Annotated in this window: 9 protein-coding genes; all 9 read right to left on the reverse strand. The window is 73.2% G+C overall.

Annotation, left to right across the window (positions count from 1 at the left end):
* The coding region (gene tmk / locus ACWGN5_RS30995; protein WP_453521291.1) for a dTMP kinase at positions 1 to 2,666 on the reverse strand (2,666 nt) is incomplete at its 3' end.
* 103 nt (positions 2,667 to 2,769) lie between these two features.
* Complete coding sequence (gene topA / locus ACWGN5_RS31000) at positions 2,770 to 5,613, reverse strand: type I DNA topoisomerase (RefSeq protein ID WP_453521293.1); 2,844 nt, start codon at positions 5,611 to 5,613, stop codon at positions 2,770 to 2,772.
* A gap of 316 nt (positions 5,614 to 5,929) precedes the next feature.
* Positions 5,930 to 6,127 carry a hypothetical protein gene (locus ACWGN5_RS31005; RefSeq protein WP_453521296.1) on the reverse strand — a complete coding sequence of 66 codons (198 nt, stop codon included), beginning with the start codon at positions 6,125 to 6,127 and terminating at the stop codon, positions 5,930 to 5,932.
* Between the two features lie 141 nt (positions 6,128 to 6,268).
* A complete protein-coding gene (locus tag ACWGN5_RS31010) occupies positions 6,269 to 7,087 on the reverse strand; it encodes an ABC transporter permease (protein ID WP_453521297.1) in 819 nt (272 codons plus the stop codon).
* 14 nt (positions 7,088 to 7,101) lie between these two features.
* Entirely contained in the window at positions 7,102 to 7,959 is an 858-nt protein-coding gene (locus ACWGN5_RS31015; protein ID WP_453521300.1) for an ABC transporter permease, read from the reverse strand.
* On the reverse strand, positions 7,956 to 8,975 hold the full coding sequence (locus tag ACWGN5_RS31020; protein ID WP_453521303.1) for an ATP-binding cassette domain-containing protein: 1,020 nt from the start codon (positions 8,973 to 8,975) through the stop codon (positions 7,956 to 7,958). The genes ACWGN5_RS31015 and ACWGN5_RS31020 overlap by 4 nt, the downstream gene beginning before the upstream one ends.
* A 60-nt stretch (positions 8,976 to 9,035) precedes the next feature.
* The gene (locus tag ACWGN5_RS31025) at positions 9,036 to 10,040 is read right to left on the reverse strand and encodes an ArsR/SmtB family transcription factor (RefSeq protein ID WP_453521304.1); all 1,005 of its coding nucleotides are present in this window, start codon (positions 10,038 to 10,040) and stop codon (positions 9,036 to 9,038) included.
* Positions 10,037 to 11,599: a DUF7059 domain-containing protein gene (locus ACWGN5_RS31030; protein ID WP_453521306.1), complete on the reverse strand. Its 1,563-nt coding sequence runs from the start codon at positions 11,597 to 11,599 to the stop codon at positions 10,037 to 10,039. Before ACWGN5_RS31030 ends, ACWGN5_RS31025 begins: the two co-directional genes overlap by 4 nt.
* Before the next feature lie 169 nt (positions 11,600 to 11,768).
* Positions 11,769 to 12,437, reverse strand: coding sequence for a small secreted protein (locus ACWGN5_RS31035; protein WP_453521309.1), 669 nt, complete (start codon positions 12,435 to 12,437; stop codon positions 11,769 to 11,771).
* Between the last annotated feature and the right edge of the window lie 18 nt (positions 12,438 to 12,455).

Consider the following 12,455-nt stretch of genomic DNA (forward strand, 5'->3'; position numbering starts at 1 on the left):
CGCTCCGCCGCCGCCTTCGCGGCGGCCTCGGCGGCGAGCTTGTCCGCGGCGGCCTTCGCCGCTGCCTCCTCCGCGGCCTTCGCGGCCGCGGCGGCCTCGGCCATCCGGCGGGCCTCCTCGGCCCGCAGCAGGGCCTCCTCGGCCTTGCGCTGCTTCTCCAGGCGGCGCTCCTCGGCCTCGGCCCGCAGCCGGGCCTCCTCCTCGGCCTCCTTGCGGAGCCGCTCCTGCTCCTCCTGGCGGGCCTTCTCCTCGGCGGCGAGGCGACGGGCCTCCTCCTCGGCGGCGAGGCGTGCCTCCTCGGCCCTGCGACGGGCCTCCTCCGCCTGCCGTTCGGCCTCCAGGCGGCGCGCCTCTTCCTCCTCGCGCCGCTTGCGCTCCTCCTCCTCGGCGCGGAGCTTGGCGAGCTGCTCCTGGCGCTCGCGCTCCAGACGCTCCTCCTCGGCCTTGCGGGCGGCCTCTTCCTCGGCGAGGCGCCGGGCCTCCTCCTCGGCCTTCCGGCGGGCCTCCTCGGCGGCCTTCACCTCGGCCTCGGAGAGCGGCAGCATCCGGTCGAGCCGGTGGCGTACGACGGTGGTGACGGCCTCGGGCTCCTGGCCGGCGTCGACGACGAGGTAGCGGCTGGGGTCGGCGGCGGCGAGAGCGAGGAAACCGGCCCGTACGCGCGCGTGGAACTCCGGCGGCTCGGACTCCAGCCGGTCGGGCGCCTCGGTGAACCGTTCCCGCGCGGTCTCCGGGGAGACGTCGAGGACGACAGTCAGGTTCGGTACGAGACCGTCGGTCGCCCAGCGCGAGATGCGGGCGATCTCGGTCGGGGACAGGTCGCGGCCCGCGCCCTGGTAGGCCACGGACGAGTCGATGTACCGGTCAGAGAGGACGATCGCGCCCCGCTCCAGGGCCGGCCGGACGAGGGAGTCGACGTGCTCGGCGCGGTCCGCCGCGTACAGCAGGGCCTCGGCGCGGTTCGACAGCCCCGCCGACGACACGTCGAGGAGGATCGAGCGGAGCCGCTTGCCGATCGGCGTGGCACCCGGCTCGCGGGTGACGACGACCTCGTGGCCCTTGGCGCGGATCCACTCGGCGAGCGCCTGGACCTGCGTGGACTTCCCGGCCCCGTCGCCGCCCTCCAGGGCGATGAAGAAACCGGTCGGGGACGGCGCCTGGACCGGGTCGGAGCCGCGCAGCGCGTCGCGCAGGTCGCGGCGGAGCGGGACGCCCGCACGGTCGTCGGTCTTCGCGAGGAGCAGCGCGGCGACCGGGAGCAGCAGCGCGCCGACGAGGACGAGCGTGAAGGCGGCGCCGCCGTGCGCGAAGACGAAGTCCCCGGAGGCGAGCCGGTGCGGCCCGATCGCGGCGGCGAGCAGCGGCGCGGCGAGCGCCCCGAGGCCCATGGCGAGGCGCGCGGTGGCCTGGAGGTGCTCGGTGGTCCGGGCCCGGCGGGGCTCCTCGGTCTCCTGGTCGATGAGGGTGTGGCCGGTGTTCGCGGCGACCCCGGCGGCGTACCCGGCGAGGACGGCGAGGAACAGCACGGTCGCCGTGTCCGGGACCAGGCCCATCGCGATCAGGGCGACGCCGGTGACGGTGGTGGCGAGGGCGAGCAGCCGGCGCCGGGACAGCACCGGCAGGACCGAGCCCGCGGTGCGGATGCCGACGGCGGTGCCGCCGGCGAGCGCCAGGATCAGGAGGGCGTACGTGACGGGCCCGCCGCCCAGGTCGAAGGCGTGGAGCACGGCGACCGACGCGGCCGCGGCGATCGCCCCGGCGACGGTGGCGGATGCGAGGACGAGCAGCGGCAGGGCGCCGGTGCGGCCCTTCCCTTCGCCCTCGCCGGCCTTCGGGGTCGGCCGGCGCAGGCCCTCCAGCGGCGAGCGGGGCCGGGGCGTCTCCTCGCCGGGCAGCGCCATCGCGTACAGGACGGTGACGGAGGCGGCGAACAGGCCGGCCGCGACGTACGAGCCGAGGGCCGCCTGGTGCAGCGAGAACCAGTCGAGTCCGACGCCCAGCAGGTTCCCGACGAGGGTGGCGACGAGCAGCACGGCGGCCGCGGCGGGGACGGCGAGGAAGCCGGTCCGCAGGGACAGCCGGCGCAGCGCGCCGAGGTGGTCGGGCAGCGGCCGTACGGCGGCGCCCTCCAGTGGCGGGGCGGGCAGCAGCGCGGGCGCGGCGCCCTCGCGGCAGATGGTCCACAGCCGCTCGGCCGCACCGGTGACGAAGACGGTGCCGAGCAGGTACCAGAGGGCACTGCCCGGGAGCCAGTCGATCCACAGCGGGGCGATGATCAGCAGCGCGATCCGCAGCCCGTCGGCGCCGATCATGGTCCAGCGCCGGTCCAGCGGGCCGGACGGCCCGGTGAGCGCGGTCAGCGGCCCGAGGAGGACGGCCCCGAAGAGGACAGCGGCGAGCAGGCGGGCGCCGACGACCGTCGCCACGGCGAACGCGGCTCCCCGGTAGCCGCCCCCGAGCGCGCCCTCGGTGACGGCCGCCTGGAGGCCCAGGAGGACGAGGACGAGAACGGCGAGGGCGTCGCCGGTGCTGCCGACCAGATGGGCGCTCCACAGCCGGCGCAGCGGCTGGTGGCGCAAGAGGGCGCGTACGGCGCGCTCCCGGGAATCCGCGACGAGTGCGGCGTCGGAATCGCCCAGGCGGTCTGGCTGCTCTGCTCGCGTCATCCGTCCACCCTATCCGGACGGCCTTGCTCCCCGCGGCCCGCGCCCGAACAAACGTAGGAGGGCGGGAGCACCGCTCCCGCCCTCCTACGCGTACACCGTGGGACTACTCCGGCTTGGCCGCCGCCGTCTTCTTGGCGGCGGTCTTCTTCGCCGTGGCCGTCTTGGCCGTCGTCGTCTTCTTCGCGGCGGTCTTCTTGGCGGCCGTGGTCTTCTTCGCCGCCGTCTTCGTGGCCGTCTTCTTCGCCGCGGCCTTCTTCGCCGGGGCCTTCTTGGCGGCCTTCTTCGCCGGACCCTTGGCCCGCTTCTCGGCGAGCAGCTCGTAGCCGCGCTCGGGCGTGATCGTCTCCACGCTGTCGCCGGTGCGCAGGGTGGCGTTGGTCTCGCCGTCCGTCACGTACGGGCCGAAGCGCCCGTCCTTGACGACCACGGGCTTCTCGCTGACCGGGTCGGTGCCCAGCTCCTTCAGCGGCGGCTTGGCCGCGGCCCGGCCCCGCTGCTTGGGCTGGGCGTAGATCGCGAGCGCCTCTTCGAGGGTGATCGTGAAGAGCTGCTCCTCGTCCGTCAGCGACCGCGAGTCCGTGCCCTTCTTCAGGTACGGGCCGTAGCGGCCGTTCTGCGCGGTGATCTCCACGCCCTCGGCGTCGGTGCCGACGACCCGCGGCAGGGACATCAGCCGGAGCGCGTCCTCCAGGGTGACGGTGTCGAGGGCCATCGACTTGAAGAGGGAGGCCGTGCGCGGCTTCACCGCGTTCTTGCCGGTCTTCGGGGTGCCCTCGGGCAGGATCTCCGTCACGTACGGGCCGTAGCGGCCGGCCTTGGCGACGATCTCGTGGCCGCTGACCGGGTCGGTACCCAGCTCGAAGTCACCGCTCGGCTTGGCGAGCAGCTCCTCGGCGTGCTCGACGGTCAGCTCGTCGGGCGCCAGGTCGTCGGGCACGTCGGCCCGCTGGTGGCCCTCCTGCTCCTTCTCGCCGCGCTCGACGTAGGGGCCGTAGCGGCCGACGCGGAGCACGATGCCGTTGCCGACGGGGAAGGAGGAGATCTCGCGCGCGTCGATCGCGCCGAGGTCGGTGACGAGCTCCTTGAGGCCGCCGAGGTGGTCGCCGTCGCCGTTCCCGGCGTCCGCCGCGCCGCCCGCTCCGCCGGACTCGCCCTCGCCGAAGTAGAAGCGCTTCAGCCACGGCACGGACTGGGCCTCACCGCGGGCGATGCGGTCGAGGTCGTCCTCCATCTTGGCGGTGAAGTCGTAGTCGACGAGCCGCCCGAAGTGCTTCTCCAGGAGGTTGACGACGGCGAAGCTCAGGAAGGACGGGACGAGCGCCGTGCCCTTCTTGAAGACGTAGCCGCGGTCGAGGATGGTGCCGATGATCGAGGCGTACGTCGACGGGCGGCCGATCTCGCGCTCTTCCAGCTCCTTGACCAGCGAGGCCTCGGTGTAGCGGGCCGGCGGCTTGGTCGCGTGGCCGTCCGCCGTGATCTGCTCGGCGGTCAGCGCGTCGCCCTCGGCGACCTGCGGCAGCCGCCGCTCGCGGTCGTCGAGCTCCGCGTTCGGGTCGTCGGCCCCCTCCACGTACGCCTTCATGAAGCCGTGGAAGGTGATCGTCTTGCCGGACGCGCTGAACTCGGCGTCACGGCCGTCGGCTGCCCGACCGCCGATCTTCACGGTGACCGAGTTGCCGGTCGCGTCCTTCATCTGGGAGGCGACGGTCCGCTTCCAGATCAGCTCGTACAGCTTGAACTGGTCGCCGGTGAGGCCGGTCTCCGCCGGGGTGCGGAAACGATCACCCGAAGGCCGGATCGCCTCGTGCGCCTCCTGCGCGTTCTTGACCTTGCCCGCGTAGACGCGCGGCTTCTCCGGCAGGTAGTCCGCGCCGTACAGCTGCGTGACCTGCGCCCGCGCCGCCGCGACGGCGGTGTCGGAGAGGATCGTGGAGTCCGTACGCATGTAGGTGATGAAGCCGTTCTCGTACAGCTTCTGCGCCACCTGCATGGTCGCCTTCGCACCGAAGCCCAGCTTGCGGCTCGCCTCCTGCTGGAGGGTGGTGGTCCGGAAGGGGGCGTACGGGGAGCGGCGGTACGGCTTCGACTCGACCGAGCGCACCGAGAACGAGGTCTCGGCGAGCGCGGCGGCGAGCGCCCGGGCGTTCTCCTCGTTCAGGTGGAGCACGTTCTCGGTCTTCAGCCGGCCGTCGGCGCCGAAGTCACGGCCCTGCGCGACGCGCTTGCCGTCGACCGTGTTCAGCCGGGCGACCAGGGAGGACGGGTCGGAGGCGTCACCGGTGCGGCCGGTGCCGAAGGTGCCGGTGAGGTCCCAGTACTCGGCGGAACGGAACGCGATGCGCTCGCGCTCCCGCTCGACGACGAGACGGGTGGCGACGGACTGCACACGGCCGGCGGAGAGCCGCGGCATGACCTTCTTCCACAGGACCGGCGAGACCTCGTAGCCGTACAGCCGGTCGAGGATGCGGCGGGTCTCCTGGGCGTCGACCATGCGCTGGTTCAGCTCGCGCGGGTTGGCGACGGCCTCGCGGATCGCGTCCTTGGTGATCTCGTGGAAGACCATCCGGTGGACCGGGACCTTGGGCTTCAGGACTTCCTGGAGGTGCCACGCGATGGCCTCGCCCTCGCGGTCCTCATCGGTGGCGAGGAAGAGTTCGTCGGACTCGGCGAGGAGCTCCTTGAGCTTCCTGACCTGCGCCTTCTTGTCGGCGTTGACGACGTAGATGGGCTGGAAGTCGTGCTCGACGTCGACCCCGAGGCGGCGCACCTCGCCGGTGTACTTCTCCGGCACCTCGGCGGCGCCGGAGGGGAGGTCGCGGATGTGCCCGACGCTCGCCTCGACGACGTAGCCGGGGCCGAGGTAGCCCTTGATCGTCTTCGCCTTGGCAGGCGACTCGACGATGACGAGTCGGCGGCCGCCGTGTGCGGTCTCGCTGGTCGGGGACAACTTCGCTCTTCTCTCCGGATCGACACTCTCTGGCACGTACGGCACTGGCACGTACGACAGCGGCACGGACGGTGACGCTCCCGTCGCTGCGGAGTGTGACGGTACAACCCGCCCCCGTGTCAAACGGCAAAAGCCCGCAACGGCCACTCGAACGGTAACCCGAGTCCTGGCATTCCTGCCGCCCGGACTCCCGGACCGGCGGGGCGGGGGGTGCGAGCCGGAAAGATCGGAAAGAGATCGGAGCGGGATCGGAGGGGGATCGGAAAAAGATCGGAAGCGGATCGGAAGGGGATCGGACGCCGAAGCGGAACCGGATTCAGATCTGACCGAAGCACCAGAGGCCGAGGCCCAGGAAGGCGGCACCGGAGAGGCTCGTCAGCGCGACCGCGGTGCGCGGGGCGACCCCGTGCGCCACGGGCTCACGGTGCAGCGTCCGCACGGTGGTCCACAGCAGCAGCGCGCCTCCGAACAGCGTGAACGCCGCCCCCGCGAAGATCGCCGGCCCGCTCTCCATGCCCGTACCCCGTTCCGTTCACCTGCGGTGTTCGCCTCTCCCGGGCGAGGCTGGCACCTCCGGGCATCGGGGGCGCGAACTCCGGGTGAACGGCGTGGGCCGACGCGCACGGGTTCACGAAGATGGCCGGTAGTCGTCCGGTCACATCGTGTCGAGCGTGGCGCGGCGCCGGCTGCCCCGCTCGAAGACCGCGAGGAGGACGACGGCGAGCAGCCCCCAGCCCGCGCCGACCGCGAGCTCGGCACCGAGCAGGTGCCCGTCCAGACCGCCGCCGGCGGTCAGGGCGCGCGCCGCGTCCGCCGCGTGCGTGAGCGGCAGCAGCTCGCCGGCGACCCGCATCCACTCGGGCAGCGTCTCGCGCGGCACGGCGGCGCCGGTCAGGAGCAGCAGCACCGAACTGGCCACGTTCGACACCAGGAACACATCGCGGAAGCGCAGCCCGAGCGCCCCGAGCGCGAGCCCGAAGGCGGAGCAGGCGGCCGCCGCGGTGAGCAGCACCAGACCGAGCCCGGGCAGCGCCCCTGCGGGCACGGGCAGCCCGAGGACGAACGCGGCGACGGTGAGCACGAAGGCACTGACGAACAGCCCGTTGAGGACGTACGGGAGAGCTCGTCCGAGCCAGAGCGGAACCCGGCGGCGGGGCGAGAGCAGCACGGCCCCGAGGGTGCCGTACCGGCGCTCGTTGGCGACGGCCATCGTGCCGCCGTACACGCAGGAGGTGGAAGCTGCGAGGACGGCGTTGCCCACGAGGTGGAAACGATCGTCGGCGACGCCGAGTTCCCTGCCGAGGAAGACGAAGAAGAAGACCTGGAGGAGCGGTCCGACCAGCAGCGTTCCGATGAACATGGGCGGGGTCGTCCAGTTGAACAGGGCGCGGTACGAGATCGCCCCGCCGACCACGAGCAGCCGGGACGTGGAGTGGAAGCGGAAGCCGAGCAGTCGGCTGCGGAAGCGGAACATCCGACGGTGGCCTTTCAGGCGAGGGCGAGGGTGGCGGCGGCGCGGGCCCGGCGCTCCACCCGGCCGAGGACGAGGACGGCGGCGAGGGCGTAGCCGGCGCCGAGCGCGAGGGCGACGAGGAGGGGGGTGAGGACCTCCCCGGCGGAGGGCCCGCCGGAGGTCGCGGCGTGCACGGCCCGCGCGCCCCAGGTGGTGGGCAGCGCCCAGGAGATCGGGTGGGTCCAGGCGGGCAGCACGGTGACGGGGACGAGCAGCCCGGACAGCAGCCAGACGGGCGTGTCGAGGGGGTTGGCGAGGGCGTTGGCGTTGCGCAGCAGGACGAAGGTCGCGGCGAGCAGCAGCCCCATCATGCCGAGCGCGAGGACGCACACCGGGACGGCGAGGAGGAAGAGCAGCGGGTGGGCGAAGTCGAGCGGCACTCCGTAGAGGAGGACGCCCCACAGGACGGTCGCGCCCATCGCGTACGTGCCGATGACGGCGGTCGCGAGGGTGATCGGCAGGAGGACCAGCGCGAGCGGGGTCGGCGCCACGACGAGGGTCTCCAGGGTGCCGAGCCAGCGCTGGTTCTGCACGGCGCCGCCCGAGCCGAAGAGGACCGAGCCCCAGATGCCCATGAGTCCGGCGCCGACGGAGGCGGTGAGCAGCCGGTCGGGGTCGCCTGCGGCGCGGAACAGGTAGACGGCGAGGGTCGCGTAGACGAGCGGGACGAGGACGGCGAAGGTGATCTCGATCGGGGAGCGCGACATGTACGAGACGTGCGTGCGGACCCCGACAGCGATCAGACGCAGGACGCGGATCGGGCCGGTCGAGCTGGTCGGGCGGATCGTGCCGGTCGGGCCGGTCGAGCCGGTCGTGCCGGTCGGGCGGTTCACGCGGGCACCCCGTCCGGCTCGGTGGCGGCGGGCACCCTTGTGGACCCCGTCGCCTCCTCCACGATCGCGATGTAGGCGTCCTCCAGGGACGGTTCACGGCTGACGACCCGCCCGATGCGGACGCCGTCGAGGGCGGCCAGGACCGGCGCGTGCAGCTCGGCGCCCCGGTCCGTCTGGACGCTCACGGTCTGGACCGTGCCCCGGTCCTCGGCGGACACTCCCCGTACGCCGGGCACCCGCCGTACCCGGTCGAGGACCTCCTCGCCCGCCCCGTACGCCTCGATGTCGAGGACGTCCCGGTCCCCGACGCGGGACTTGAGGCTGTCGGGGGTGCCGAGGGCGCGGATCCGGCCGCCCGCGATGACGGCGATCCGGTCGCAGAGCTCGTCGGCCTCGGCCATGTAGTGGGTGGTGAGGAGGACGGTCGTGCCGGCGGCGGCCAGGTCGGCGACGGTGCGGCGCAGGTCGCGGGCGGCGACGGGGTCGACGCCGATGGACGGTTCGTCGAGGAAGAGGACGTCGGGGCCGTGGAGCAGTCCGCGGGCGATGTGGAGGCGCTGCCGCATGCCGCGCGAGTACCCCTCGACGCGCTCCTTCTCCCGGCCCAGCAGGCCGACGAGGTCGAGGAGTTCGGCGATGCGCCGCTTCTGGTCGCGGGCGGGGACGCCGTACAGCTCGGCGAAGTAGCGGAGGTTGTCGAGCGCGGACAGCCGGTCGTACAGGCCCCGGTCGCCGCCGAAGACGTACCCGATCCTGCGGCGTACGGCGACGGGGTCGCGGGCCACGTCGTGGCCGAACACCCGGGCCGTGCCGGAGGTCGGCAGGAGCAGGGTGTTGAGCATCTTGATGGTGGTGGTCTTGCCGGCGCCGTTGGGCCCGAGCAGGCCGAACAGCTCCCCCGGCGCCACCTCGAAGGTGACCCCGCGGACGGCCTCGGTCTCGGTCCGCCGGGACCGCGGCCACCCGGTCCTGCTGGTGTAGGTGCGGCGCAGCGCGTCCGCCTCGATTGCGAGCATGCGCCGGACGATAGGAGCAGGTGGGAGGGCCGGGCCATCGATTCGGGAGGCCCCGAATCGTCAGGCGACCGCGCGCAGGACGTCCTCCCCGGCGAGCAGCGCGAGCAGCGACCGGCCCGTGTCCGTTAGCTGGTAGTACACCGAGCGTCCGACGCGGTGGCGGGTCACGACCCCGGCTTCCGCGAGGACCGACAGGTGCTCGGAGACCGTGCTGGCGGCGAGGCCGAGCCGGTCGGCGAGTCCGGCCGTGGTCAGGGGCCCGCCCAGTTCGCGCAGGACGGCCGCCCGGCCGCGGCCGAGCATCAGCCCGAGCCGGTCCTCGGCGAGGGGCTCGGCCGGTTCGCGCAGGGCGGCGGCGCCCCGGGCCTGGAAGCTGAGTGCGAAGACCTCGGGGTCGTCCGTGGAGTAGAGCCGGCAGCCCTCGGCGAAGACCAGGGGCACGAGGACGAGCCGCCGCTCCCCGGGCGCGTACTCGGCGTCGATGTACTTGGTCAGTTCGAGTACGGGCGGCCGCCAGCTCCCCCGGGCCTCCAGGCCCGCGAACAGCGCGTCGACGCCCTCGGTCGCGAACGTCCTGGCCCGGACGAGCACTTCGTCCTCGACGAGCCGGCGCATCGTCGGCCAGTACGGCTCGATCGCGCCCTCCCAGTAGGCGGCGTAGGCGTCGGCGAGCGCCGCGCAGGCGGCCTCCGGGTCCTTCAGGTACGGCTGGAGGAACGGCGCGTCCTCCATGCCGGGGTAGCAGACGGCCGCCTGCTCGCGGACGAACGCCGGGTCGGTGGTCCGCAGCGCGGCGAGCTCCTCGTGGACGTGGACCGTGCCGAACGGCCGGGGCAGCAGGAAGTCCGAGTTCTCGCGCCGCCCCACCCCGAACAGCTCCCACAGGGGGCGGAGCCGGTCGTCCTCGCTCCACACCTCGCGCGCCTGCCCGACCCACTCCAGGTACGGCCAGGAGGGATGGCGGTGGGGCAGCGCGAGGTGCATCGCGCAGAACGCGTCACGGAGCGGGCTGATCGCGATCCGGGTCGCCCCCAGCGAGGCCTCGTCCAGCTCGATCCGTATCAAGCGCCGCCCCCTTCGGTCCCGGACGGCTCCGTCCCCAGCAGGGAGCCGGGGATCAGGAAGCCCTCCTCGACAAGGAGGCGGATCGCCTGCGGGGTGCGGTCCCGCAGCATGACCGGGTCCTCGCCCATCAGCTGCCCGATCGCGTCGAGGATGCGGCCCGCGCTGAGCGTGCCGTCGCACACCCCGGCGAACCCGGCGCCGACGTGGTCGACCTTGGTGGCGCGGCGCATGCCCCGGTTCTGCCGGAGCACCACGTGCTCGGGGTCCTCGGCGCCCGGCAGCCCGACCTGCTCCTGCACCACCTCGGGGGCGAGGGTGAAGCTGTCGGAGAGAAGCGCGGCGTCGTCGTGGCCGCGCAGGTAGTCCTGGCGCTCGAAGTGGGCGCGGACGGTGGGGCCGAGGGGCTGCTCGACGGGGTGCGGCCACTCCTCGATGACGATCGAGGGCTCGACGGCGCCGGAGGCCACGGCCTCGCTCCGCCGGATCGTGATCCAGCCGAAGCCGACCGCGCGGGTCTTGCTCGCCTCGAACTCGTCGAGCCAGCGGTCGTACGCCGCCCGGTAGGCCTCCGGGTCGCCGCGGTGGTCTCCGCTGTCCCGCAGCCACAGCTCGGTGTACTGGGTGATGTCCTGGACCTCGCGCTGCACGATCCAGGCGTCGCAGCCGCGGGGCACCCAGGACCGGAGGCGCTCCTGCCACTCCTCGCCGTCGACGTGCTGCCAGTTGGCGAGGAACTGGGCGTATCCGCCGTCGTTGAGCCGCTCCCCGGCCTGCTGGACGAGCGTGCGGCACAGGTCGTCGCCGCTCATCCCGCCGTCCCGGTAGGTGAGTCCGGCGCCGGGGGAGATCACGAACGGCGGGTTGGAGACGATCAGGTCGTACGTGTCGCCGTCGACGGGCTCGAAGAGCGAACCGGTCAGCAGCTCGGCCTCCCGGGCCCCGGAGAGGGCGAGGGTGAGCCGGGTGAAGTCCAGGGCGCGAGGGTTGAGGTCGGTGGCGGTGACCAGGGTGGCGTGCTGGGCGGCGTGCAGCGCCTGGATGCCGGAGCCGGTGCCGAGGTCGAGCGCGGAGGAGACCGGCGTACGGACCGTGATGCCGGCGAGGGTGGTGGAGGCACCGCCGACGCCGAGGACGACACCTTCGTCCTTCTTCCCGATGCCCCCGGCGCCGCCGACGGCGCAGCCCAGGTCGGAGACGATGAACCAGTCCTCGCCGTCCGGTCCGCCGTACGGCCGGACGTCGACCGTGGCGAGCACGGTGCCGTCCTCGCTGACCACCCAGCCGTCGGCGAGGGCCTCGTCGAGCGGGAGCGCGGCGGCGGCCCGGTCGACGGCGACGGGCTCCTGGAGCAGGAAGAGCCTGACGAGGGTCTCCAGCGGGGAGCCGCCGCGGGTGGCGCGCAGGGCGGGCACGGTCTCGCTGCGGGCGAGCGCCGCGTAGGCCGGGGCGCCGAGCAGGTCGAGCAGGCCGTCGGCGGTGAAGTCGGCGGCGAGCAGTGCCTCGCGCAGACGGGTGGCGTGCGCGGGCACCGGGAGGCGGGAAGACAGGGTCGTACTCACCGCTCCATTGTGACGGCCGCCACCGACATCCGGGCGGCCGACCCGGCGGAGCGCGGCCGATCGCCACCACCGCCGGGCCGACTGCGCCTTCTCGCTCGCCTGGGCCTTCTTGCTCGCCTGGGCCTTCTGGCCCGCCTACGCCTCTCGCTCGCCTAGGCCTCTTGCTCGCCTAGGCCTTCTTGCTCGGCGTGGCGGACGGCTTCTTCTTCGGGTCCGAGGAACCGGAGTCCGCGCCCTTGGTGGGGTCGGAGGTGGCGCCGGCGTTCGGGGAGGCGGAGGTCTTCGGCGGGACCGAGGCCGTCGGCTTCTGGCAGCCGGGCTGCTTGGCCATCGCCTGGCCCAGCTCGCCGTCCTCCAGCTTGGCCAGGGCGTTCTGGTCCATCTTCTCGATCTTGGTCAGGCCGTCGGCGACGCCCTGGAGGCCGTCCGCGAACTTCTGCTGGTTCGTCGGGTCCAGCGCGTCGACCTGCTTCTTGAGCCCCTCGTAGGCCACCGCGGTGGCGTTGAGCTCCTTGATCGCGTCCTGCTTGACCTTCTCGCCGTTCTCGACGGGCGGGGCCCCGGCGGCCTCGACGGCCTTGGCGAGGGCACGGTCGGCGTCCGCGATGTCCTGGAACGCCTTCGAGTCGGCGGCCTGGATCTCGGCCGGCTTGCTGTCGGCGGCGGTCGAGATGATGATCTGGTGGGCGTCGGCCCGCTTCTGGATCTGGGGCTTCGCCTGGTCGCAGAAGCTCTTCGCCCAGTCACCCACCTTGTCGCCCTCGTCACTGCTGCAACCGGACAGCGCGAGCACCAGTACCGCGCCGCCGGACAGTGCGGCCGCAAGCTTCTTGTTCAACGGATCGGTCCCTTCCAA

Source organism: Streptomyces sp. NPDC055815, assembly GCF_053616475.1.